The organism is Dapis brunnea BLCC-M229, from assembly GCF_050015995.1.
Classification (GTDB): domain Bacteria; phylum Cyanobacteriota; class Cyanobacteriia; order Cyanobacteriales; family Microcoleaceae; genus Trichodesmium.
Genome location: NZ_JBNHEP010000051.1, coordinates 13834 through 39072, shown reverse-complemented (window position 1 = coordinate 39072; position 25239 = coordinate 13834). Strand labels below are relative to the sequence as shown.

General features: G+C 36.3%; 17 protein-coding genes and 1 pseudogene. 9 read left to right on the top strand and 9 right to left on the bottom strand.

Annotated elements, in window-relative coordinates; translation table 11 throughout:
• Window positions 1-149: 149 nt before the first annotated feature.
• The 5 genes from ACP6PM_RS05965 (at window position 150) to ACP6PM_RS05945 (ending at window position 11549) form a co-directional block, all read left to right on the top strand.
• A complete protein-coding gene (locus ACP6PM_RS05965; RefSeq protein WP_426582744.1) occupies window positions 150-5453 on the top strand; it encodes a glycosyltransferase in 5304 nt (1767 codons plus the stop codon).
• A gap of 3 nt (window positions 5454-5456) precedes the next feature.
• Window positions 5457-6932, top strand: coding sequence for an O-linked N-acetylglucosamine transferase, SPINDLY family protein (locus ACP6PM_RS05960; RefSeq protein ID WP_426582759.1), 1476 nt, complete (start codon window positions 5457-5459; stop codon window positions 6930-6932).
• 350 nt (window positions 6933-7282) lie between these two features.
• Complete coding sequence (locus tag ACP6PM_RS05955; RefSeq protein WP_338043213.1) at window positions 7283-8680, top strand: FkbM family methyltransferase; 1398 nt, start codon at window positions 7283-7285, stop codon at window positions 8678-8680.
• Between the two features lie 29 nt (window positions 8681-8709).
• The gene (locus ACP6PM_RS05950) at window positions 8710-10359 is read left to right on the top strand and encodes a glycosyltransferase (RefSeq protein WP_426582742.1); all 1650 of its coding nucleotides are present in this window, start codon (window positions 8710-8712) and stop codon (window positions 10357-10359) included.
• Between the two features lie 530 nt (window positions 10360-10889).
• The gene (locus ACP6PM_RS05945; RefSeq protein WP_426582741.1) at window positions 10890-11549 is read left to right on the top strand and encodes a Uma2 family endonuclease; all 660 of its coding nucleotides are present in this window, start codon (window positions 10890-10892) and stop codon (window positions 11547-11549) included.
• Between the two features lie 924 nt (window positions 11550-12473).
• On the opposite strand, the gene ACP6PM_RS05940 is transcribed toward ACP6PM_RS05945, so the two are convergent.
• The 3 genes from ACP6PM_RS05940 to ACP6PM_RS05930 all read right to left on the bottom strand — a co-directional run bounded on the left by ACP6PM_RS05940 (window position 12474) and on the right by ACP6PM_RS05930 (window position 15341).
• A complete protein-coding gene (locus tag ACP6PM_RS05940) occupies window positions 12474-12881 on the bottom strand; it encodes a nuclear transport factor 2 family protein (protein ID WP_426582739.1) in 408 nt (135 codons plus the stop codon).
• Window positions 12882-13683: 802 nt separating this feature from the next.
• The gene (locus ACP6PM_RS05935) at window positions 13684-14202 is read right to left on the bottom strand and encodes an NINE protein (RefSeq protein ID WP_426582737.1); all 519 of its coding nucleotides are present in this window, start codon (window positions 14200-14202) and stop codon (window positions 13684-13686) included.
• A gap of 50 nt (window positions 14203-14252) precedes the next feature.
• A complete protein-coding gene (locus tag ACP6PM_RS05930; protein WP_426582735.1) occupies window positions 14253-15341 on the bottom strand; it encodes an alpha-hydroxy acid oxidase in 1089 nt (362 codons plus the stop codon).
• 129 nt (window positions 15342-15470) lie between these two features.
• Here ACP6PM_RS05930 and ACP6PM_RS05925 point away from each other — a divergent pair, with 129 nt between their 5' ends.
• Window positions 15471-15887, top strand: coding sequence for a CoA-binding protein (locus ACP6PM_RS05925; RefSeq protein WP_426582733.1), 417 nt, complete (start codon window positions 15471-15473; stop codon window positions 15885-15887).
• Here ACP6PM_RS05925 and ACP6PM_RS05920 read toward each other — a convergent pair.
• Complete coding sequence (locus tag ACP6PM_RS05920; protein WP_426582731.1) at window positions 15856-16428, bottom strand: hypothetical protein; 573 nt, start codon at window positions 16426-16428, stop codon at window positions 15856-15858. The genes ACP6PM_RS05925 and ACP6PM_RS05920 overlap by 32 nt on opposite strands.
• A gap of 1616 nt (window positions 16429-18044) precedes the next feature.
• Between ACP6PM_RS05920 and ACP6PM_RS05915 the strand changes: the two genes are divergently transcribed.
• Window positions 18045-18470, top strand: a complete 426-nt coding sequence (locus tag ACP6PM_RS05915; RefSeq protein ID WP_426582730.1) for a hypothetical protein — start codon at window positions 18045-18047, stop codon at window positions 18468-18470.
• Window positions 18471-18574: 104 nt separating this feature from the next.
• On the opposite strand, the gene ACP6PM_RS05910 is transcribed toward ACP6PM_RS05915, so the two are convergent.
• From ACP6PM_RS05910 to ACP6PM_RS05895, 4 genes and pseudogenes are all read right to left on the bottom strand, one after another.
• On the bottom strand, window positions 18575-19453 hold the full coding sequence (locus ACP6PM_RS05910; protein WP_426582728.1) for a tetratricopeptide repeat protein: 879 nt from the start codon (window positions 19451-19453) through the stop codon (window positions 18575-18577).
• Window positions 19454-19845: 392 nt separating this feature from the next.
• The gene (locus ACP6PM_RS05905) at window positions 19846-20232 is read right to left on the bottom strand and encodes an RNA-guided endonuclease InsQ/TnpB family protein (RefSeq protein ID WP_426582758.1); all 387 of its coding nucleotides are present in this window, start codon (window positions 20230-20232) and stop codon (window positions 19846-19848) included.
• Window positions 20201-21004, bottom strand: a pseudogene (locus ACP6PM_RS05900) (RNA-guided endonuclease InsQ/TnpB family protein); the annotation flags it as partial. The pseudogene ACP6PM_RS05900 and the gene ACP6PM_RS05905, both read right to left, overlap by 32 nt.
• Before the next feature lies 1 nt (window position 21005).
• Complete coding sequence (locus ACP6PM_RS05895; RefSeq protein WP_426582726.1) at window positions 21006-21104, bottom strand: helix-turn-helix domain-containing protein; 99 nt, start codon at window positions 21102-21104, stop codon at window positions 21006-21008.
• A 1018-nt stretch (window positions 21105-22122) separates the two neighbouring features.
• Between ACP6PM_RS05895 and ACP6PM_RS05890 the strand changes: the two genes are divergently transcribed.
• Complete coding sequence (locus ACP6PM_RS05890; protein WP_426582724.1) at window positions 22123-23340, top strand: hypothetical protein; 1218 nt, start codon at window positions 22123-22125, stop codon at window positions 23338-23340.
• A gap of 122 nt (window positions 23341-23462) precedes the next feature.
• The gene (locus tag ACP6PM_RS05885) at window positions 23463-23723 is read left to right on the top strand and encodes a helix-turn-helix domain-containing protein (protein ID WP_426582722.1); all 261 of its coding nucleotides are present in this window, start codon (window positions 23463-23465) and stop codon (window positions 23721-23723) included.
• Between the two features lie 95 nt (window positions 23724-23818).
• Here ACP6PM_RS05885 and ACP6PM_RS05880 read toward each other — a convergent pair whose 3' ends face one another.
• The gene (locus ACP6PM_RS05880) at window positions 23819-24973 is read right to left on the bottom strand and encodes a homocysteine biosynthesis protein (RefSeq protein ID WP_426582720.1); all 1155 of its coding nucleotides are present in this window, start codon (window positions 24971-24973) and stop codon (window positions 23819-23821) included.
• Window positions 24974-25239 lie beyond the last annotated feature (266 nt).

The following is a 25239-nucleotide window of genomic DNA, read 5'->3' as shown; positions in this document are numbered from 1 at the left end:
TGAAGGGAGTAATCTCTGACAAAAATTGTAGGTCAGTCTTTTTTAAAGATAGTAAAGTTTTAGATAGGGGAAGATTACCTAGTGAGAAAGAGTCTTGCTTAGGACTTTCCTGTTTGCAAGTAACTAGCCCTAGACCTAAAAATAATTGTATGTTAACAGAATCTAACATTGCCGAATGTCAAGCTAAGTTTAATCTTAGTTATCACGTTTCTTTTGCTCGTATATGTCAAGATTTAGTAGGTTTTGAAGGTAAAGATGTTTTAGAAGTAGGTGGGAGTTTACCATCAGAATTTGTTTTTAATTATCTTCATGTTAAGTCTTGGTCGGCAATAGAAACTCCAGATTATGAAGAGTCTCTTAAGGAAGCAGGAGGGTTATCTCATACAGGAACAATTATTCCTAATATTAAAGATACTTCTAATCTAGGTTTTGATAATAGAAAACTAGAAAAATATAATTTCTTCTTAGAAAACATAGAAAATCTTCCCCAAGAATATTACGGGAAGTACGATCTAATTTTTTCAATTGCAACTTTCGAGCATATTCATAAATTACCTGCTGCTTTAGATAAAATGTTTCTGGCTTTAAAACCAGGAGGAAAACTATTCTCTATGTTTTCGCCTATCTGGTCAGCGTACGATGGGCATCATTTACCAAAAATAAGCGATCGAGCAGGCAAAGTTTTTGACTTTGGCAATTCGCCTATTCCACCTTGGGGACACTTGTTGATGAAGCCCGATGAACTATGCCATTACCTATACAAATATACTGACAAAGAAACAGCAGAATTGATGGTTGATTATGTTTATAATTCACCTCATATTAATAGGTATTTTACAGAAGATTATCTAGAATTTATTAAAGCAAGTAAATTTTCAAGTAAGCAAGTAGAGTTAATATTTGAAAATTCTATTGATGAGAAGACTAAAGGGAATTTAGAAATATTATATCCAGGTCGGAAAAAATTTCAAAATAATGGGTTATTGGTTGTATTAGAAAAAAATACTAGGGAAGGTAAAGAAATATTTTGGGATGATATAAAACTGGTAACAGAACAAGTCCAAAAGACAGTTATATCTACTCTTTCCGTATGTATGATGGTGCAAAATGCAGAAAAAACTCTCGCAATTGCACTAGAATCCCTCAATGGAGTTTATGATGAGTTAATTATTGTTGATGGTGGTAGCCATGACAAGACCTGCGAGATAGCTGCATCTTATGGAGCCAAAATAATTCACTCTCCTTGGTCAGGGAACCATTCTCAACAGAGAAATGTATATTTGAAAGAGGTAAAAACTGACTGGGTTTTTGTTCTTGATTCAGATGAATTTATAGATGTAAAAACTTGTAATTTTTTAAGGCAACTTTGCCAGAGCAAAGAGTCTTTAAATGTAGATAATTTCTGGATACCCAGAAAGTGGATTAGTCCTTTTAATATTAAACAATACATTTCAAGTACACCGCATTTCCCAGATGGTCAAAGGCGTGTGTTCAAGTTTAACAAAAATTTATCATACAGTGGCTATATTCACGAAGTACTAACTGGTTTAAATTCGTCAGGTATTTGTGAAGATTTGAGCATTTATCATTTAGATTTGTTTATTAATGACGAACAAGAACGACAGAATAAAGTTCGTAAATACATGAAATCAGAACCAACAAATGGTGGTATTCACTTCTATTTGCCTAATCCTAGAGAACTACAATTTCAAGATTGGGAGCAGGAAATTAGTTTGACCAAAAAAACGAATAATTTACTTGAGTCACTGGTTAAATCCTATAAACAAAATTCTCAACTTAACCAAATTATACCAGCGGAAATTAAAGATGATGAGTTTTACATGACTATTCAAGAAATAGTAAGTAAAGCTACTATAAAAACTATATTAGAAATTGGTTCATCATCAGGTGGAGGAAGTACAGAAGCTTTTGTTAAGGGAATTAGAGAAAATCCTCATCAACCTACTCTATTTTGTTTAGAAATTTCCCAACCAAGATATGTAGAATTGGAACAAACCTATTCCCAGGAATCATTTGTTAAATGTTACAACTTATCCTCAGTTAGGATTAAAGATTTCCCAACAGAGAACCAGGTACTAAGGTTTTATAAACAAATTCCAACTAATCTGAATAATTATTCTGCAAAAACGATTATTGGTTGGTTAAATCAAGATATAGAATATATTTTGACATCGGGAGTGACACAAAATGGTATTGAAATTGTTAAAAAAGAAAACCAAATAGAATTGTTTGATGTCGTACTCATAGATGGTTCAGAATTTACGGGAACTGCTGAACTAGGAAAAGTATATGGTGCTAAAATTATTATGTTAGATGACATTAATACCTTTAAAAATTACCATAATTATCAATTATTAACTAAAGACGACAGTTATGATTTAGTAGCTAAAAATAAGCTAGTCAGAAATGGATATGCAATTTTCCAAAGAAACGAAAGTTATAATGAAATTAACTCCGATAAATTTAAGCAAAGTAATGATGAATTACCAATACATTTTTTTACAATAGTCCTTAATGGTGAACCATTTATTCGATACCACATTGAGGTTTTCAAACAACTGCCTTTTACTTGGCATTGGCACATTATTGAGGGCGTAGCTCAGTTAAAACATGATACAGCTTGGAGCTTATCTGCTGGAGGAGTTATTACTGATGAGATGCACAACAAAGGTAGAAGTAACGATAGAACTTCCGAATATCTGGATGAGTTAGCTAAAGCTTACCCCGATAACATTACAATTTATCGGAAACCAGAAGGAGAATTTTGGGATGGCAAACGGGAAATGGTTAATGAACCCTTAATTACAAATATCCGTGAAGAGTGTTTATTGTGGCAAATAGACGTTGATGAAATCTGGACTGTTGAGCAAATTTGCAATGCTCAAAAAGCATTTATAGAAAATCCTGAAAAAACTGCGGCGTTTTATTGGTGTTGGTATTTTGTGGGAGAAAATCTAATTATTAGTACCCGTAATTGTTATGCACACAATCCTAAACAAGACTGGTTAAGAACTTGGAGATTTAAACCAGGATGCTTATGGATAGCCCATGAACCCCCTGTTTTAGGAACACCTTTGCCCACAGGAAAATGGGTTAACGTAGCACAAATCAATCCTTTTACCCATGCAGAAACAGAAAAAGAAGGTTTAATTTTCCAACACTTTGCCTACGTTACTCCAGAGCAATTAAGCTTTAAACAGCAATACTACGGTTATCGGAATGCAGTAAGTCAATGGCAAACTTTGCAGTCACAAACTAAGTTCCCAGTTTACCTGCGCGAATATTTTGCCTGGGTAGGAGATAACACGATGGTCGATCGCGCTGAATCATTAGGCATAGTTCCACTGGCGCAAAAAGATATAACTGGAGATAATTGGAAATTTTTGCAACCAGAATATTTACAACAACCAGTAAAGATGGAAAAGCGATCGCCTACTATTCTGATTGACGGTATATTTTTCCAACTTTCTAGTACGGGTATTGCTCGCGTCTGGCGCTCTGTATTAGGAGAATGGGCTAAAACAGAATTTGCCCAACATATAATTGTACTCGATCGCGTCAACACTTCCCCTAAAATTCCTGGCATCCGGTATCGTCAAATTCCAGCTTATAACTACAACAACACTGACGCTGACAAGCAAATACTCCAGCAAGTCTGCGACGAAGAGGGGGCAGATTTATTTATCTCCACTTACTACACAACTCCCATATCTACACCCTCGGTATTTATGGCTTATGATATGATTCCTGAAGCATTGGAGACTGATTTAAACCAAGCCATGTGGAGGGAAAAACATCATGCTATTTCCCAGGCTTTTTCTTACATCTCCATATCAGAAAACACTGCCAGGGATTTAGTTAAGTTTTTCCCAGATATTCAAGCAGATGAAGTTAGTGTAGCTCATTGCGGTGTTGCTCCTACTTTTACTCCAGCTACAACAACAGAAATAAATGGGTTTAAACATAAGTACGGTATTAGTAAACCATATTTTCTTTTGGTGGGTGCTGGTAGTAACTATAAAAATGCAATTTTATTTTTCCAAGCTTTTGCTCAACTCTACAGTAAACAAGGTTTTGAAATAGTCTGGACTGGTAGTGGTTTAAACTTTGCTAACGAATATAGGGAATATGCTGCTGGTAGTGTCCTACATTCACTGATACTCAGCGATGAGGAATTGAAAATTGCTTATTCTGGTGCGGTAGCTTTAGTTTATCCTTCTTTATATGAAGGTTTTGGAATGCCAGTTGCTGAAGCATTAGCTTGTGGTTGTCCGGTGATTACTTGTGCTAATTCTTCTATTCCTGAAGTTGCAGGGGAAGCTGCTATATATGTTGATGCTAATGATGTTGATGGTTTAACGGACGCGCTGTGTGAAGTGCAAAAGCCAAAAGTTCGTAATTCTCTAATTGTTGCTGGTTTAGAACAAGTGAAGGAATTTTCTTGGGAAAAAATGGCTGATATTATGAGTGCTGCTTTAATGAAAGCAACTTTACAGCGTTTAAATCTCAGGGAAATCAATTTAATTATTTTCCCTGACTGGTCGCAACCGGAAGAAACAGTGGGATTAGAATTACAAGAGGTAATTAAAAGTCTGGTGACTCATCCAGATAGAAGTAAAATGACTCTATTAATAGATAACAGCAATATTTCTGCTGAAGATGCAGATTTAATTTTGTCTAGCGTGGCGATGAATTTGTTAATGGAGTCAGAATTAGAAGTAGATAAGGGACCAGAAATTGTTTTGGTTGGGGAGTTGAGTCAAATACAGCGGTCAGCTTTAATTCCTCAGTTACAAGGTAGGATTAAATTGGAACATGAGAATGAGGAGGCAATAACTGTTGTCGATGAAAATCTGGCTGTTTATGAGATTCAAGGTATAGAGAGGTTGCGAGCTATTAGTCTAGAAACTGGTGGATGGGAACTTTTTAAACTAAGCGAAATTAATTTGATTATTTTCCCAGATTGGTCGCAACCGGAAGAAACGGTGGGATTGGAATTACAAGCAGTAATTAAAAATCTGGTGAGTCATCCAGAGAAAGCTAAGATGACTCTATTAATAGATAACAGTAATATTTCTGCTGAGGATGCAGATTTAATTTTATCTAGTGTGGCGATGAATTTGTTAATGGAGTCAGAATTAGAGGTAGATGAGGGACCGGAAATTATTTTGCTTGGGGAGTTGAGTCAAATACAATGGTCAGCTTTAATTCCTCAACTGCAAGGTCGAATAAAATTGGAACATGAGAATGAAGAAGCAAAAGCTCAAGTCAAAGCAGATAGCATTCCATCGATAGCGGTGGATAGCTTAAAAGAAAAGTTGGATGGGATTGATTTGTCATCAAAACAAATTATTCCCAAGCAGGATAACTTTGAGAAACAACCTATTAACAAAATTAAATCTGAATCATTAACAGAGAAAGAGCAAGCATAAAAGATTTTAAGTGAGTTAGAAATTTTAGAAAAAGGAACGACTGAAAACGGTCAACCTGTAGGTTTTTTTAGACAAATAGGAGATGTAGAAAGTTACTACGAACAGACGCAAAAAGTAGTCAACGATATTCATTCCTTTATTTTCCAAAACCCAAATAATCAGACTGCTCATCAAATAGCTAAATGGTTTACTCTCAAAGCAAAATTATTTCTGTATTTCAGTCAAGAAAATTTAAAAGAAATTTATCAAAAACGTGCAGAAATTATCGAATTTGCCTTAAAAATTGAAGGGTATCAGGTAGATTATGATTTTCCAGAAAGAGGAGGCGATCGCCAGAAGATTCGTCTGGGAATTATTGCTAATAATTTTGAACCTCATCCAGAAACTTTTGCTACTTTGCCTGTATATAAACACTTAAACAGAGAAGAATTTGAAATTATTCTCTATTATTTACAAGCAAGTGGTCATCCTCTGGAAAGATATTGTTATGACCATGCTGATGCAGCAATTGAATTACCAGAAGACCTCGAACTTCAAGTAAAAGCTATTCGTAAGGATGACTTAGATATTCTGTTTATTTCTACTAATATTACTTCCCAAACTAATGCCATAACTTTACTCGCATTCCATCGTTTGGCACGAATACAAATTGTGGGAATGAATTCTCCTGTCACTACGGGAATGCGTCATATCGATCGCTATATCTCCAGCAAACTTACTGACTCAGAAACTAATGCTAAAGAACATTACACAGAAAAATTAGTAACTTTAGACGGACCAGATCAATGTTTTGATTTTGCTATAGAAAAGGAACTATCAGTAACAACAACTATTAGCAGGAAAGAACTAAATATTGATGAGAATACAGTAGTTTATATATCAGGTGCTAATTTTTATAAAATTATCCCAGAAGTAGAAGCAACTTGGGTAAAAATAATTGCTCAAGTTCCTAACTCTATGCTTCTGCTATATCCGTTTAATCCTAATTGGGCGCCAACTTATCCAATTGAAGCTTTTAAAGAGCGATTTTTTGCTACTTTAAGTAAGTATGGTGTCAGTGAAAAGCGACTATGTTTGCTCAATGCTTTACCAAATCGTGCTGATATTAAAGAATGTTTGAAACTGGCAAATATTTATTTAGATGCTTATCCATTTTCTGGGATGACTTCATTAATCGATCCATTACAGATTTGTTTACCTACTGTTGTTATGCAAAAAGAATCTGCTCGCTCTCGCAGAGGTGCTTCTTTGTTGCGGTATCTTGAGATGCCAGAATTAATTGCAGATAGTGAAGATACTTATATTCAATTAGCAGTTAACTTGGGAAATAATTCTGATTTACGAGCAGTTTATCGCGACAGAATAGAGACAAAAATGCAGGCTAATCCGCAGTTTTTGGATAGTCGCTATTACTCTAGTCAAATGGGATATTTATTTCAAAAGGTATTTCAGGAATATTTAGAGCTTGTCATGAATTAAATCTGCTTTAATACCTAAATTACAAAGTCGGATTAAGTTGGAATATAAAGATGCAAGCGCTTCTTTAAAAGCAACTCATATTACTGCTCTAAGTATCAGTGACTTATACCAATTTTATAAATGTTTGCTACAAATGGTAGAAGTAAGAAAGAAAGAAGAAGCAAGAAGTAAGAATGGATAAACATTACAAAAAAAGGAAAAACGATAGAGATAACTATCTAAAACAAATTAGATCTGCTATCTTTAAGCATATACGCTCAATATCTACCTTTTTATAGCATTCTTTTTTCAAAGTGGTATTATCTAATAGTTAAACTTAAAAAAACTAAACAAAAGAGGAAATTTTAAGGATGCCAATATTTGTTGATAACTTAAAGAAAAATGGCAAAATAGATGATATTCATTTAACCATAGCTATTGTGGGTTCTAGAAATTATGAAGGCCAAGAGTATGAAGGTATCGATTGGGGTTTAATGTCTCCTAATCTGACGATATACGGTTTTGATGCCGATCGGGAAAGCTGTGAGCAGATGAACGCCAAGCTGCAAAAACAACAAATTAGTTACCAAGAAAAACACATACCTTTAGCTCTTTGGGATTCCGTGGGAACTCAAACTTTATATATTACTAAATCTCCTTACTGTAGTTCTTTGTATCCTCCTAGTGAGTCGTATATCGATCGCTTTACAGACAACCCCAGAATAATAGAGTTAGTATCTAAAGAAAAGATCCAAACAACTACTTTAGATGATTTTTGCCATTCTGAGGGAATCAATGAAATTGATTTTATACAAATTGACACCCAAGGTGGAGAACTAAAAGTTTTAGAAGGTGCTAAGGATATTTTAAAAAGCATTCTCTTCCTAAAAGTAGAAGTAGAGTTTACAGCTATGTATGAAAATCAGCCTTTATTTGCTGATATTGACTTATATTTGAGGAAAAGTGGCTTTACCTTTTTAGATTTTGAAACTTTGTATCGAGATTCTCGTCGTAGAGGTTCTATAGTCTCTAAACAGCATCCCGGTCAATTAATATGGACAGATGCTTTTTATTTTCGGGATTTGATTCAGCAATCATCCGATCGAGAGTCATGTAATAACACTCCAGAGAAGTTGTTGAAATTAGCTTGTATTGCGGATATACTAAGTTTTTATGACGTAGCAATGGAAACTTTAGAGTGGTTAACCTGGAAGTATGGTGATAATCCCAAGTACAATTTTGCCAACAACATAGCAGAGGTTTTATCTCAACTCCCTGATTTAGCTAAGGAGAAAGTTGGTGCTTTACCAGCGATGGAAAGAATCAAAGGTTATCTTGATAGTAAGTATTTTTTAAATCATCCAGTAGTTAAAGAAGATGAGTTATATTCAAATTTAAAATTAAGAAAATTTAATCTGATAATTTTCCCAGATTGGTTGCAATCAGAAGAAAAGGTGGGATTAGAATTACAAGAGGTAATTAAAAGTCTAGTGACTCATCCAGATAGAGCTAAGATGACTTTATTAATAGATAACAGCAATATTTCTGCTGAAGATGCAGATTTAATTTTATCTAGTGTGGCGATGAATTTGTTAATGGAGTCAGAATTAGAAGTAGATGAGGGACCAGAAATTGTTTTAGTTGGGGAGTTGAGTCAAATACAATGGTCAGCTTTAATTCCTCAGTTGCAAGGTAGGATTAAATTGGATAATGAGAATCAGGAAGCGATCGCTCAAGCTAAAGCTGAGAAAATTGCATTATTCAACTAGACAACTAAAAATCAAAATAAAAATTGATTATGACAACCAGTATAGCTACTGAAAAATTCCATAGTCAAACCAGTTTTTCTGGTTCAGTTTATTTTTATCTATGCCATGAACAAGCTTATGAGCATTTAATGATTAATATCGCTGATGGGTTAAAAGTTTTAAGAATTCCATTTTATGCTAATTTCAATTATTGGAAAACCGGATTAGATTCAGAATCATATCTTTTTAATTATGACTCTAGTGTCAATCATTGGGATTGTTCAGTTGTAGTTTTAAGCAATCACTGGTTTGAAAATCATCAAAAGATACCTGAAGGTTTGTTCGATCAGAAAAGAAAATATATAACTGTTTATTTAGACGATACAGATGGTCATAGTCTCCTATTATATGACCTAAATCCTACTTTGATGAGAAATTTTGATCTTGTTTTAAGAACGGGTTGTAATAATTTTGTTCAACATCCGAATAATTTACACCCTTGGTTTTTTGGTATCTCTAATCGAATTTTAAAATCGACTCAACAAGTTAGCAAATTTGAGCAACGAACACCTAATTTACTAATTAATTATAGAGTAAAACATGACACATTATTATTATTTGGTATAGATGCTTCGGTGCAGATTCCAGGAATACAAAGAACAGATTATATAAAAGATGATAAATGGATAGAATACACTGTAAATTTTCCTCTAAGAAAAATTGCTGACGAACGTTTTTACCCTGTAATAAAAAATATTCTCAAACTTGACTTTTCTCGTGAAAATTTTGATAAACCACCAGAAGATAATTATGATTATTTTCTCTGGCAGCAAACTGGTCAACGTCATCATCCTGAATATTATCAAAGACTAACTAAATCTCTTGCTTGTGCTGCTTTTGGAGGTTGCATTGTTCCAGATAACGATAGTCAAAACTTTCATGCTGAATGGTGGGATAGTTGGAGATTTTGGGAGTCTTTAGCTGCTGGATGTGTGACTTTTCATATTGATTTTGATAAGTATGGTGTTAATTTACCAGTAATGCCAGAAAATTGGAAACACTATATTGGTATCGATTTAGATAATATTCAGGCAACGGTCGATCGCCTTGTGGAGGAACCAGAAATTTTAGAAAGGATATCCATTGCAGGCAGAAAGTGGGCAATTGAAAATTATTCACCAGTTCCTACCGCTTTGCGTTTTCTAGAGATAGTCAGCGACAAGCAAAACACCAAAACTAGAGGGGAAATTACAGAATACTTTGTAACTGAGGGATTACCTTTTTCCCTAACAGAAATAAATTTAATTATATTCCCAGATTGGTCGCAACCGGAAGAAACGCTGGGATTAGAATTACAAGAGGTAATCAAAAGTCTGGTGACTCATCCAGATAGAGGTAAGATGGCTCTATTAATAGATAACAGCAATATTTCTGCTGAGGATGCAGATTTAATTTTATCTAGCGTGGCGATGAATTTGTTAATGGAGTCAGAATTAGAAGTAGATGAGGGACCAGAAATTGTTTTAGTTGGAGAGTTGAGTCAAGTGCAGTGGTCAACTTTAATTCCTCAGTTACAAGGTCGAATTAAATTGGAACATGAAAATGAGGAAGTAAAAGCTAAACTCAAAGCAGAAAATATTCCTGTAATTGAACTCGATCGCTTGCCAGAAAAAATCTATAGTTTTCAGACCAAAGAATAGGAGGTTAATTGTGCAGAGTATTTAATAGGACTTACGCAAAATATGCAATTATACGCCATATGTAGGGGCGATTCGCGAATCGCCCTTACTAGATATGGCGGTTCTGCGTAAGTCCTGTTTAATTAGGGTTTGCTTATGGAAAGTATGAGTGGTAGGGGTAGGAGACACGAGACTGGAGACACGAGACTGGAGAAATGGAGATTATAGAGGAGGTAGTCGTAAAAATTGTCCCAAGATTTTTCTGCCATAATCATCCCAAAATACTAGCATGCATGAGCTTTTTGGACCGAAACAGGCGCACTTTTTTCGACCAAAAAAGGCTCAAAGCAATATCTGTCAGTGCTTTGATATTTAATCAGCAAGCCCTAATTAAAAGTTCATATAGATTCTGATGGGATATTAAAAGTGCAAATGCTCCTGGAGACGAATGAATAGACCACAAAGTAGGGACATTGCATGCAACGTCCCTACAGGCTTATAATTTTTTTAATGTGGTTCATTGACCTGAAAGCTACTGTAAGACTATTACTATGACATCTTCAATACCTAATAAAACCTTAAATTATCAATTGCCTCCACTAGAAAATGGCGATCGCCTAACCAGACTAGAATTCGAGCGTCGTTATCAAGGGATGCCAGAACTTAAAAAAGCTGAATTAATTCAAGGAGTCGTTTATATGGCATCCCCGTTACGTTTCCAACCCCACGCTGAACCTCACGGTAATATTATTGGTTGGTTATGGACATACAAAGTTGCTACACCTGAAGTGCAAATGGGAATTGAACCAACAGTTCGCTTGGATATTGATAATGAACCACAACCGGATGGTGTCTTGCTAATTAACCCGGAAAGTGGTGGAAACTCTAGACTTAGCGATGATGGGTATATAGAAGGGGCACCGGAACTGGTTGTGGAAATTGCTGCTAGTAGTGCAACTATAGATTTAGGGGATAAAAAACTTGCTTATCAGCGCAGTGGAGTACGGGAATATATTGTGTGGCAGGTGTTTGAGCAAAAAATTGATTGGTTTAGTCTAGAGGATGGGGATTATATTTCCTTGGTACCGAATGAACGGGGAGTAATTTATTCTATAGTATTTCCAGGGTTGTGGTTAGATGTGTCTGCTATGTTGGCAGGAAATATGCAGCAAGTATTGGAAGTTTTGCAAACTGGAATTAAATCAAAGTAATAGTATGGCGCTACACGCAAGTCAAAAGTCAAAAGGAAAAAGTTAAAACCTACATTCCGCACGACAAAATGTAGCATGAAAAACGGAGACAGGAGACAGGAGACAGGAGACAGGAGGCAATTAAAGTGGTCAATAGGAGTAAGTAATTGAGTATTTATGCTTAATATTTTCCTGAGAATCTGACTCCTGAGAAAGGTCAATGAATAGGATTTATAGAGTATAAATACGAACCCGCGCTACTATTTTTTATACTATAGCAGTCGAAGCAAAGGTTAGGACATCTCTAAATCCTGAAATCCTTTGACAGTTTACTATTCCCTATTCCCTATTCCCTATTCCCTAGCGCGGAGCGCTATACTTTTAATATTACAACTTGACGTGCGGAATATGGGTTAAAAGTAATCTCTGATATAGAATCCGGTTGAACAGTCGTCATTGCCACGGAAGGAAGCAATCTCCGCGCATCCCTGAGATTGCTTCCTTCCACTCCGTTCCAGTCGCAATGACGTAGGCTATAGTAATTATCCGGATTTTATATGACTGATAAAGTTGCTCTTTTTAAGCATCTCTATCGGAGATGCAGCTTTTTGTAGTATTCTTTTTTCAAAGTGGTATATAGCGTTACGCATTAAGGTTAGGACATTTATAAATCCTGTTCTGGGAGAAAAAATCGGTTAAAGTTAGTCTAGACAACGGAATTAGGTCGATGACCTAAAAATGGCTAGAACCCTTAGTGATTAAAGATTTATACCTTTTTGACGTCAAAGCCTATGCCAGTCTATATTTGAGCCTATTTTTTGCTTCTCCACAAAAGAGGGAGTAGGTAGCACGGAGCAAGGAGTAGGGAGAAATAATTGATGATTTATGTGGGATAATTGATTTTATTTTTTATTATTGGAGATACTAATAGACATCTCCAATTAATTAATTCGACTTACCATCACTACCTAAATATTCTCGGTAGGCACAAATTTTGTCACCTCGGACATCAAAAGAAATTGCTACTCGATTTTTATAAGGTTTTCCCCACATAGGACCTTCATCTCGAAATTCAAAGACCACTGTTGTTTCATTGCTAGTAATGCGGTCTAAAGAAGTAATTGAGAGTCCTTCACTATAGGCTTCAGAAACATACTTAAAAAATTCTCTGGCACGGTCTTTTCCCTCGTTTAAACCGTGAAATTTGCCTACAGGAAACCAAAAGGTAAAGTCGTCAGTAAGCATATCTAAAAATTGTTCCCATTCTCCAGTTGCTAAACCGTGAGTCAATTTCTCAAAAGCTGCTTGAGCAATTGCCAGTGTATTTGTTTGTGTTTCATTCATACTTACCATTTTTACACCGTTTAAAAATCTTCATTCGTTAACCAAAAAGCCTATGTTTTATAATCTGATTATTCCTGATCTTTTTGCAAGCATTTAGCTAGCTGGCGGTCAGCTTTTAGTTGTTTCATAAATAATTAATATACACTTTCTAGGTCAAGGCCATTTCAGTTAGCCTCCTGTCGGAGAAACTTTGTTAACAGTACCTCCTAATTCAGTAGGAGGCAAGAAAATCCAAAATTTCCTTTTTTATACCGCTGAACGCTGTTTAGTTATACCATTTCACAGAATTCAGAAGTTAGATTGGATAGGCTAAAAACTTTGACAAGAGAAAGGTTTAAGGCAATTATTTGACATTTAAAGTTTGAAACTATTTGTGACATCTTTAAAGTGAATTGGTATTACTATAACCTTGCTATAGTAGTAGGAGTAATTTTACCGAAAATTAAGGTTTAAAGCCTCTCCTTTCAAGGAGAAAAAAGCGGTTGTTTGCGGAGCATGACCTAGGATGGGATGGCGAGGTCTCCCGCTCTTGCAGAGCCGCTCCGCTTTTCATGTCGCGCAGCGTTAACGAAGTTGTGCGGAACGCTAAACGCCATATCCAATCGACCAAGAGAAGAAAAAAATTTCCTTTTAACCAATCCTATCAGTTTTAAGAAGAGGTAATTATTAATTATTAATTGTTAATTATTCATTATTGAAAGCACTTTTGAATATATTGAGGTAGAGTTTAATACTAATCTCTATTCCCTATTCCCTGTTCCCTAAAAATTATTTAATAACTCATACCTGATGGCTAACGGCTGAATGCTTACTAAAAAACTTTATAAATAACTGCCCCTGTTTCGGGGTGATTTTCAATTTCAACTAGTCCCTCTTTATATAAATTTTTCAACAGTTCTTTCATTTCTGGTACTGTTTTATTTGTGGCAATAATACAATCTGCTATAGAAATTCCTTCTGGATTTTTCTTTGCCAATTCAAGAATAATTTGTGTGTCTGACTTGGGAGGATTTTTTTCTAAAATTCTCTCTATTTGTTCCTGGGGAAAATAATTATAAATATCCCCAGAATCTAATCGTTTCTTCAGCATTTTCAGATTTTTCTGTTCTACCATTCCAGGAATAAAAAATAAATCCAAAAATTGACCTATTCCTAATAAACCTGCGGTAGCTAACCAGATACCGCCTGTTACATATTTCCCCGAATAAAATCTATGTAATCCGCAAATACCTAAGAAACCAGAACACCATAAAAGGTAAGCCATACCTGTATTTTTAGTTTCATCTATTTCATGTACTTTGGGATTGTTAACTATTTTAGATTTGTTCATTTTTTTTGTCCCTATATAAATATAAAACTCGATATAAATTTTCAATTTTACTAGCTGAATTGACGTACCAAACTAGCATCTATATTTTCTATATTAGCACACCCACTCAATGCCATGGCCACATCTAATTCATCACGCAATAGTTCCAACAAATGACGCACCCCAGTTTCTCCGTCCACCGCTAGCGCCCACAAAATCGGACGCCCAATTAAAACTGCTTTTGCTCCTAATGCTAAAGCTTTGAGGATATCTGTACCTCTGCGGATACCTCCATCCATTAACACATCAACTTGATTTCCTACTGCTGCAACTACTTCTGGGAGAGCATCAATAGTAGCGATCGCTCCATCTAACTGTCTACCACCATGATTAGAAACAATAATTCCTTTTGCCCCATGTTCAACTGCTCGAATGGCATCATCTCCCCGTAAAATTCCTTTGACTACTACAGGTAATGACGTTAATGACTGCAACCATTCGATATCTTGCCAAGTAAGCGCCGCATCGAGTTGATTAGCAAAATAAGCAAATAAACCAGACTCCTCTTCTGTGTCAGGAATCTCTAAATTTGCCATTGATGTTAAATTAGCTAATTCTAGACCAGATGGTAGAGTAAATTGATTTTTTCGGTCTCGTTCCCTGACACCTAAAATAGGCGCATCAACTGTCAAACATAATGCTTGATAACCTGCTAATTCTGCTCTTTCCACTAAAGCGCGAGTCAGGGAGCGATCGCGATGTACATAAAGTTGAAACCACAAACTTTTTGGTACATTTGTTGCTAATGCCACATTTTCTAAACTTTTAGTTGACATGGTACTTAATACCATTGTTATACCTAATTCTGCTGCCACCTTTGCTGTTGCTAATTCTCCTTCTGGATGAGCCAAACATTGAAAAGCCATAGGAGCAATTAAAATCGGCATTTTAATATGTTGCCCCAAAATTTTTGTAGTTAAATTTCGCTGGCTAACATCTACTAACATTCGAGGTCGAAGTTTATATTTTTCATAAGCAGTACGGTTATCTCGCAAAGTAATTTCATCCCATGCACCACTAGCATAATAATCTAGTGCCATTTGAGATAAATGTTTTGGTGCTAAAGACTCATACTCGAAGAGATTAATAGGTTGGTTCATTGACTGATAAAATCAGATTTTTTATAATAAAAATACATCAAAATATAACCTGGTTCAGAATACGTTCATCAAGTTATATTAATATTTTAACATAGTTCTACTGATAGTTATCTTTTTATTGGAAAAATCATGGTAAATTTGAATACAAATGATCGTTTAAAGCGAGATATATTGAAAAATTCTCAAATAATTGCTGTGGTGGGTCATTCGGAAAAACCAGAGCGTACTAGTTATCAAATTGCTCAGTTTTTACGAGAGGTAGGTTACAAGGTTTATCCCGTTAATCCAACAGTTAAAGAAATTGATGGTCAACCTACTTATGCTACTTTACAAGATATTCCTGAAACTGTGGATATTGTTAATGTTTTCCGTCGTTCTGAATATTTACCAGAAATCGTAGAAGCAGCGATCGCTATCCATGCTAAAACTATTTGGACTCAGCTAGGAGTGAGAGATTGGCAGTCAGCAAATAAAGCATTAGATGTGGGCTTAAATTTGGCAATGGATGTTTGTATTAAGGTTGAGTATTTGCGACTTTTTGACTAAGCATTTGTTTATTTTCATCTACTCGTTTACTCAAAAATAACAAAAATCCATAGACAATTAAATTTTCTCCAATAAGTTCAAAAAATTCTTCAAAGGCAATGCGGAATTTTTCAATAAAAGTTATCAAAAAATCTTGTGTAAAGAATAAACTAAGCAGAGGTTGGGCAATATCTTTAAAAACCTCAGCCCCAAATCCTCCAATCCCAAAAATAAACATTCCTAGTAGTGCTAAAAAAGTTTCTTTACGGTAAGAACACCAGAGAAATCGCAACTCAGAGTAGAAGATAATCAAAGGCATAATAAAAAGAACTATATATATTTGAAGCCAACCCCGTTCACCTAACCAAGGAATCCAGTTTTTTAGTTGTAGATGAATTTTCCATACTTCATCAATAGCGCCGTAAATTAAGAGCGTTGCAAAGGTTAATTTAAACCAGCGAGAAGGATATATTTGAGAATGCCATTCTTGAAATAGTAATATTAAAGGTATCAATCCAATTACAAACAGATGTAATGCTTGTAATAAAGAAGAAATAGTCATTTTACCGTTCATGTCAAATGGGGGGTATGGTTGACCGCTGACCAGGATACTACCGAGGTAGATTATAACTATAAAAAGTTCAAAAGTAATTAAGCAAACTAAGAGGAAATCTAGTTTTTTTTTGAGGGATAAATTGTTGAGATTGCTTTAAGTTTTTCATTTGATATTGAAATAAGAAATCAGGAATACTTGAGTAGGAATAATATCAAATCCGGTTGAATACTGATTATATGGTTGGGGGAGATGGGGAGATGGGGAGGTGGTTCTATTCAATATTGAAGTAATTTATAGAATTATCAACATATATTATATAACCGGATTCTATATAATACCAATTTTATTGGCTATATATCCTGAAAAAAAGGTGGTAGGTGTTATACCATTTCAAAAAAAGAATGTTACGAATAATAAGGGCAATCGTGCATATTTTATGGGAGATGTCTTTCTGACTAATAAGATAATTTATGAACTAATATAGGGGTTTTCCAAAATGTTGACTACAAAACTTCTGCCTCACAGGAGTGCGCATTTCCTCTCTTGGTCAGCATTCCCTCACAGGAGTGCGCGTTCCCTCTCTTGGTCGGCGTTCCCATGGCGAGGAGACCCGCTCTTGCAGAGCCGCTCCGCTTTACATGTTGCGGAGCAAAACGCCTGGTTCCGACCGCTTGCGACTTACCTCTTGCAGAGGAGCTGCCTCTTACAGAGGAGTTTTGCTTTTCATGTCGCGCAGCGAAACGCTAATGCTAACGTCGTCGGGGGGTCGTACCGCTTGCGTCTAACGCAATCCGCTCGCACCGCTTCTATTCTATTCTCTTCTCTTCTCTTCCTCCTGGGAGGGGTTGGGGGTGAGTTTACTCAAACAAAAATCCCCTGAATATTTGTAGCAAACATTTATAAAATTGGTATTAGGAGTTAGGAAAAAATACTATAGCACTACGCATTAAGATTAGGACATTTCCCCATCCTGAAACCCTTTGAAAGTCTATTGTTCCCTGTTCCCTATTCCCTATTCCCTATTCAAGTAGCGCCATAAATTTTCAAGTAGTCATCAAACAAAGCATTAATGGATGATAAATCATACAGCAATCTTAAATTGGTTGTGACATGAAGAGTATATCCCTTTAATTGTCAGGAAGTAAACTACAAAAATTACTAACTTTTGATCAAAAACCAAGTTATCTTTCAATCATCAGACAAAATTTAGATCAAAATTCTCTCTATAAATTATCTATAATTAAGTATAGGGTTTAAACCTTAAGGGGTGACAACCCCTGAGTAATTAACCATACATCAAGGAATAAAATAACTATATACTTCCATATACTTCCGTATATCTATTTAGACCCTACAAAAATAAATATGGCAATTACGGAAAAACACTCATAAAAAAGTAAAATTGTCAATGATATAAATCATGACACCTCAGTTATTTGATCGATACACAACTTCAAACAATTGATATACAATAAAAATTGCATATCAGTAATATTACTGTTGGGATGAAAAATCCTGAAAGCACTATCCAGAAATGTTTCTGGGTTGTTTAATTAACAAAAGTTGTCGAAATAAGTCTCCAGACTAAAAAATATTCATAAAGTATTGTGGAATACACTGAGATGAAAAATCATTTGATAAAAATAGCCTCTGTTGCTGTTACTACTATTCTTAGTTACAGCACGATCAATCTAACTTCTGCACAGGCAGCCAATCATTTTTCAGAATTTTTTTTAACAGCTAAAACAACTCAAAGTACTGTTAAAATAGAACCTACTGCTGTAATTAATGATGTGATTAAACCCAACTCAAAAGCTATTGCTTCCTCAATAGCAGTTGCACAACTTATAAATATATGGCTAGAAAAAACTAATTTGGAATACAAGTTTCTTAATGCCAAAAGCCAAACAAAATTTGTGACAGCTCAGGTAGGAAATTGGCAATATAATCTTCACAAAAAAACTTCTCAACCACTAATAGATCCAGGCATAGTATTAGGAATAGGATTAATTAGTGTTAGTCGTTTATTCGCAAAAAAAAGACTCTGAGAAATTATCAGAGCCAAATATATTCAGTCATCTCTCCAACAGTTATTTTTTTTAGTATAGAGATTTGACTCACTTGAAACTACTTCCAATCTAGATTATTTATCTCACTCTTGTGTCTTGGTCTCTGTAGAATTGGCCTCCGGAGATGCTTGTGCTTCAGAATTAGAATTAGCAGATGCTTCCCGATTTATTTGATCCTTAAATCCAGCAGGAGCTAGCTCTATTGCTCGATCAAAAAGTTCTTGAGAAGCTTCAGTATTACCTTGTTCTTTTAACATAATTGCCTTAGCCAAAATAGGCCGAAAATCCTCGGTATTACCCTTAATAGCTTCATCATAAACAGCGATCGCCTCATCGTAGCGTTTTTGCTCGGCATAAACCTGCCCTAAAATCAACTGCACAGAGACTACATCAATACTGTCAGCTTGGACTTGATTTGCAACAGGAGCAGCTTTGAGTGTATCTTGCAACAAACCAATAGCTGCTTCAGGGCGCTCTTGTTGCAACAACAAATTAACCAAACCTTGCAAAGCCTTTAAATCGCCTGGTTTGTTAGTCAGAAGGGAACGATAAATCTGAGCAGCACCTTCACGATCGCCTGTATATGCTTTAGCTTGAGCTAGTAAAACATTATAATCTGTACTACTAGGATTTAGTTCAGACAATTTTTCCAGTGGGGGTATTACCTCCTCGATATTACCCTTACCTGACTGAATTAACTCTAACTTTACTTGTAAAAGTCCTTGGAGTGCAGTTAAATTATCTGGCTCCCTTTGTAAAACTAACTCATAACCCCGCACCTGTGCCAGTAAATCTGCTTCTTGATCTGCTACAGATGTCTGATTTGGCGATGGAGTAGGTTGATTATTTTGTTGATTGGCCTCTAATAATCCCCCTAACAATGGAGAGAGAGAAAATCCCAAGAAAGCAATTATTACTAGCACCACCACCGCCATCAAAAAACCACGATTTTTATTTACCATTGGATTAAATTCTGCTCCTTAAAACTGACACAAAGCGTCACATAAAGTGACAATTTGAAGTTGACTTCCTGCTTCGACCTGTTTATGTCGGCGACAGCCGAAACTGTCGGCAGCACTCCGGCGACAGGCATTGACCGTAAAACCCAGTACATTTCTCGCTCTTTATACTTGCATTTATAGGGCTTTTCATTAATATAGAATACAAAGATTTTGATTTAAAAGCACTTATGCTGAGGGCAGAAGGCAGAAGTTTTGTAGTCAACATGAGTGAAAACTACTGTAATTAAACTATTGCGTAACAGTTTTTAGATTTTAGATTAAGTGGCCAAGAAACTGATAACTGAAATGATATAGAATTTGACATCCTCCCCGGCCTAAAGGCACCGGGATTCCTACCGAGCCTTAGCTCTTCGGTGGGTTGACGCCTCACAGGTTGCTGCACCCACCCCTCTTGCTCCCCTCCCGGGAGGGGATGGGGGTGGGTTACGCTTGCCTCCACGTCCGTTTTTTGTCTCGGGCTGCCCGCCCGCGACTAATATATTTATTGCTGCATTCTTGTCTCTGTCGTGTTTTGTACCACAGTTGAGACACTCCCATTCTCGCACTGATAGGTCTAATTTACCATCTTTAAAACCACAGCTAGAGCAGGTTTGAGATGTTGCTTCCCACCTGCTTATTACTCGAAAATTGCGACCGTATTTTTCCGCTTTTCCTTCTAATAGCGTTCGGAATTGTCTCCAGCCTAAATCAGATACCCACCCCTCTTGCTCCCCTCCCAGGAGGGGATGGGGGTGGGTTACGGTTTTTGACCATACCTGAAACGTTCAAGTCTTCTAAAACAATTGTTTGGTTTTCACGAATTATTTCAGTAGATAATTTATGTAGAAAATCTGCCCTAGTATCCTTTAATTTGGCATGGAACTTAGCAACTCTCAGTCTAGCTTTTTCATATCGTTTCGACCCTAAGGTTTTGTTAGATAATAACTTACTTAACTTTCGATATTTCTTGATCCGTTTTTTGAGTGGCTTAGGAGCATCAACCTTTGTTCCGTCACTTAATGTTGCAAAAGTTTTAATTCCTAAATCTATACCTACTGAATTTTCATTTTCAGGTAAAGTTTCTGGTTGTATTTCTACTATAAAACTTAAGAAATATCTATTAGCTGAATCTTTGATTACTGTTACTGATGATGGAGCAGTGGGTAACTCTCTTGACCAAACTATTTTCAGCTTTCCTATCTTGGCCAAATAAACTTTATGCTGACCAATTTTAAACCCTCCCTTTGTAAACCTAGCAGTCTGTCTTGACTTCCTACTTTTGAATCGTGGAGGTCTTATAGGTTTACCTTTTCTCTTGCCTTTGCTTGATTGAAAAAAGTTTTGATAAGCTTGGTTTAAATCATTTAAAGATTGCTGCAATGGAATAGCAGAAACCTCTGATAACCATTCTCTGTCTACAGTCTTTTTAGCTTGAGTGATAAACTGTTTTTGAAGTTCAGCATTAGTGGGCTTCTTTTCTTCTGATTTATACTTTTGTTGGCAGCAAGCTAGACTATCGTTCCAGACAACGCGGACACAACCTGCCGAGCTTGGCTAATCGGTATTTTTGTCCAGGCGTTGGATAGATACGGTACTTAAATCTCGCTTTCATAACCTGACTTTTCAACCATATTTATTGAAATAAAATTAACTAAAAAGTCCCCCTAAAAGGGGGAGGCTTTAAACCCAATTTTTCGGTAAACTACCGGGTAATGACCCGATCGGGTAGAACAGGAACTTCCATCTTCACCAGGAATAGGATCTAACAAAAGCAAAGTTTGACCAGGTGATACCATGTCTGGATAATTAGGGATCAAAAAACTTTCTTTTTTTTATATCTTCTTTTTCCTCCTCTTCGCTCCTGACTCTTGACTCCTGACTCCTCCCTCTTTATTGACAACCATTTAATCGGAAATGATATGTGTTCTTGCTTTTTCAGTTAAAATTTTTCGCAACAATAATTTTTTTTGCCTACATCTTTTCCAGAAAAATTACCATTACTTTACGGATTGATCGACAATCTAATTGGATTAATTACAATAGCAAGGTTAATCATCCTACCCAAGACTAATTTTTTTTAGCTAGGCTGAAACAAAAGTCAATCAGACTTGCTCACTGAAAGCCATAGTTTTTGGTTTTCAGTCCCACCTGAACCATAGTAGCCATAAACCTTAATTATACATAATCTTGTTACCGAAAAATAGTGGTTTAAAGCCTCGCCTTAGATAGGGGATAAAAAGCGGTCGTTTGCGGAGCATGACCTAGGATGGGATGGATGGGTTACCTAACCATATCCAATCTCCCCTTGAGAAAAGAGAATATTCCTTGTGTCAATCCCGATGCTTCAGCTAGAAGTACTGAATTGCGCAGTTCCGACCATAGGAGGCTAACTAATAACTGAAATGACAGTGTCTCAGTCTCAGCCTAAGTTAATTAGTCCAATTATCATAAAATCTTGATTGGCATTAGCAGCTCAGGCCAAAATAACTGTGTTATTGTGGAATCTCTGGGCATCTAAACATTAACCGTTTCTTAATCTAAGAATAGAATTTCTATATGTATAGATTAGATTATTGCTTGTATTTTTTTATATTCCCATAAGGGATGTATCTCCGCTCATAGGAGTTTTTATGAATTCTTCTGTTAACCACTCCCACAATACAAATAAATCTACCACATCTCACGAGGCCCCTCCTAGTGAGCAAGCTATTAATAAATCAGATATTAAGCAAAGTCTTTCCAGACGAACTAATGGCCTAAGTTCTGATAGCACTGTGAAATCAATAAATGAATCTTCAGGCACAGATATGGCCAAAGAACACCATCAAGGAACTAATAATACTAATACTTTAGCTGTGACGGATACTAAACCATTGAATTCTGCAAAATCTGAGCACCAGGAGCAAACTGAAACTGATACTCCGAATACTACGACTGTGCGACAACATCCAATTGCTCCACCTAGCGAACCAAAACAGTACCGAGCTATAGGTTTAGTTCGGGGTCGTTATCAACCTTCTACAGAACAATTTACACGAGGTAGCTTACAAACACCAGATGGTTCAGAAATAGATGCTGTATTGTTAGGCCGGGTAATGAGTCTATTAAAAAATCATTTAGACCTAGAATCAGAACATCTCTGGGTAGTTTATCCTCGTACCAGACAAGAAAATAATGACCTACATATTCAAATTATGGGGGTATGGGAACCAGAAACCCTAAGAACAAAAGCAAAATTCTCTACTGAATTAACAAATGAAGAACAGCAGCAAACTTCTTCTTCTCTAAGTATTTCTCCCACTGCTGAAGATGATAAAGCTCAAGAAAAAATACAAGAAACACAGGACACAGATAACTCTGAAAAAACTACTATTGTTCCTATTCCTGAAACTCAGACAGATAGTTTAGCCATTTTAGACGATGGTTATTTTTCGATCCGAGGAGAAGTAATTTATCAATCTCAAGACGAAGAATATGTAATAGTTAAGGTGCAACAATCAGCCCGCAAAGGTGAAGAAGAACCCAGGTTTTTTAAGCTGAAACTAAAAGGGAATTTAGGCGATCGCCCATTAAATCGTTTCTGGGATTTACATATTCATCGCCAGAATACATCTCTGGTGATTCAATATGGTAATGATATTGGTAGTCTGTTGTTAAATAATCGTCGCCAATTTCCATCAAAAGGCAAGAAAACATTTAATAAAAATAATAATAATAATAATAATAGAAGAAGTAGTTATCCTCGAACAGCTCGTCCTAAAAGTGATAATTTTGCAGCAAATTCACCTCCTATTCGTAAAGAAGCTCTTCCTAAACCGACTAAAAGAAAGAAAAATCCAGATGAGTAAGGGAATTAATAGGAATTAGGCAGTAGGAGGAAAGAATTGATTTATATAGTGCCGCTACGCGGAAGTCAAAATTCAAAAGATATAGTTCTCGTGACTAATAATTCTGTGTTAAAATTGCTGCCATGACTCTGACCATGAACTATTGCTACCGACTTTACCCTGACCCCATCCAAGAGCAAACAATACTGCATTGGCTGGAAATATCCCGCAAGGTTTATAACTACGCCTTGCGGGAAATCAAGGATTGGGTGAATTCTCGTAAGTGCAGTTTGGACTATAGTAATCAGATTCCGTGGTCTAGAAGAACTGAGTACCCAGGGACTCTGGGGAATAGAAAACGCCTATGCAGTCGGTCTACCGGGGATGGAGACAGCTCCGTCTAGGTCAGAGGCGAAACCTCGCAAGAGAAAAACTAGGAATGCCAAACTGTGAGGTTTGGAAGCTCTCGCTGTACTTTCAGGTCAGCGTCGGGAGGATGTCACCGTTCCAGAAATGGTAAAAAAGTTCTATCCATAGGAATTGGAGCAACTGATTCAGTTAGAGTAAATTCTCCGGCTTCAATCCACTCTTTTAACTCTAAAGCAATTTGATGAGATAGGAAAATACTCGCAAGGGGGGCACTTCTGACAACTTTGCCCTCTATTTTGATCCGACCAGACTTGAGTTGAGCATAGCTAACTAGACCAAAAGTTGGACGCACCCGCCGAGGAATTGAAAAATCTACCACTGGCGCAACAATATCTTGGTCTTGAATAGCACAGTTAGCTACTACTTTTTCATTCAAAACTGGCAGAGGAATACCCACACCTAACATAATTGATGGACCATAATTTTTGAAATAACAACCACGCACCCATTGAGATTGCATTTGTTTGGCATCTCCAATTAAGGCCAAAGTCGAAGCAGGTCCAATAGGAGTACGATTAGAAAGACGTTTTTGTAGGGGAAAGTGCTGAGTACCTTCCCAGGTAATGTATCCCATACCACCACCCAAAAATATGCGGGTACCAATACCAATTACTTCTAAATCTGGGTCATTGAATAATGGGGAAAGAGCACCAGGATTAGAATAAACCGCATTACCTAAATTTGGTAATAGAGGGCCAAGATAAGTAAATAGAGGGCGATCGCCACCATTCACACCAACTATAAAATTTTGATATGAATTTCGTGGGTTAAATAAATAGAACTGGTTAATTGTCTCACGGGTAATGGTAGTTTCAAAAGTAGCCCGTGGATAACAATCTGTTACTTGACCAACTGCTCTAAGTTGGACAGGTAAACCTGCAATTAGGTCTTCGATTATATGGCCTCCACCTCTTTCTTTAGATTCTTCAGAATCTTCAGCTATTTGAGTTGCCCCAAGATACAAATCCACGGCTCCAAAACCTGAGTAAGCTGGGATACCATCTAGCCAACAGGAGCGAATTTTGATGGGGGGGTCAGTATGTCCCAAGTTGATGATAGCTCCAGAGGATTCCATTGGCTCAAAGGTGCCAGTTGTAATTACATCAACTTCTTTTGCTGCTTGGGTAATACTTGTTTCAGCAATTCTGGCTTTGAGTTCTGTTATTGTACAGACAACGGCTTTTTTGTTGGAAATTTTGTCGTTAATTTCAGCAATTGTTCTCATCTATTGAGGGAGTAGGGAATAGGGAGTAGGGAGTAGGGAACAAGAAAAAAACATTTACCACATCACTTTTACCACATTAATCTGTAATTTACCGTATTATTTTTTCTGCTCAACTCGACTTCTTGAGGTTTAAGTTGGACTGAATAAACAGAAGTTATTGGTGAATGCACAATCAGATTTGATAGACAATTATTCAGGGCATTATTACAAATGAGGGAGTAGGGAATAGGGAGTAGGGAGTAGGGAACAAGAAAAAAACATTTACC

Coding starts and splice junctions, on each gene's coding strand:
- ACP6PM_RS05965 (WP_426582744.1), top strand. CDS start 150: ATGTTAACAGAATCTAACATTGCCGAATGTCAAGCTAAGTTTAATCTT.
- ACP6PM_RS05955 (WP_338043213.1), top strand. CDS start 7,283: ATGCCAATATTTGTTGATAACTTAAAGAAAAATGGCAAAATAGATGAT.
- ACP6PM_RS05950 (WP_426582742.1), top strand. CDS start 8,710: ATGACAACCAGTATAGCTACTGAAAAATTCCATAGTCAAACCAGTTTT.
- ACP6PM_RS05945 (WP_426582741.1), top strand. CDS start 10,890: ATGACATCTTCAATACCTAATAAAACCTTAAATTATCAATTGCCTCCA.
- ACP6PM_RS05940 (WP_426582739.1), bottom strand. CDS start 12,881: ATGGTAAGTATGAATGAAACACAAACAAATACACTGGCAATTGCTCAA.
- ACP6PM_RS05935 (WP_426582737.1), bottom strand. CDS start 14,202: ATGAACAAATCTAAAATAGTTAACAATCCCAAAGTACATGAAATAGAT.
- ACP6PM_RS05930 (WP_426582735.1), bottom strand. CDS start 15,341: ATGAACCAACCTATTAATCTCTTCGAGTATGAGTCTTTAGCACCAAAA.
- ACP6PM_RS05925 (WP_426582733.1), top strand. CDS start 15,471: ATGGTAAATTTGAATACAAATGATCGTTTAAAGCGAGATATATTGAAA.
- ACP6PM_RS05920 (WP_426582731.1), bottom strand. CDS start 16,428: ATGACTATTTCTTCTTTATTACAAGCATTACATCTGTTTGTAATTGGA.
- ACP6PM_RS05915 (WP_426582730.1), top strand. CDS start 18,045: ATGAAAAATCATTTGATAAAAATAGCCTCTGTTGCTGTTACTACTATT.
- ACP6PM_RS05910 (WP_426582728.1), bottom strand. CDS start 19,453: ATGGTAAATAAAAATCGTGGTTTTTTGATGGCGGTGGTGGTGCTAGTA.
- ACP6PM_RS05895 (WP_426582726.1), bottom strand. CDS start 21,104: ATGAAAGCGAGATTTAAGTACCGTATCTATCCAACGCCTGGACAAAAA.
- ACP6PM_RS05890 (WP_426582724.1), top strand. CDS start 22,123: ATGAATTCTTCTGTTAACCACTCCCACAATACAAATAAATCTACCACA.
- ACP6PM_RS05885 (WP_426582722.1), top strand. CDS start 23,463: ATGACTCTGACCATGAACTATTGCTACCGACTTTACCCTGACCCCATC.
- ACP6PM_RS05880 (WP_426582720.1), bottom strand. CDS start 24,973: ATGAGAACAATTGCTGAAATTAACGACAAAATTTCCAACAAAAAAGCC.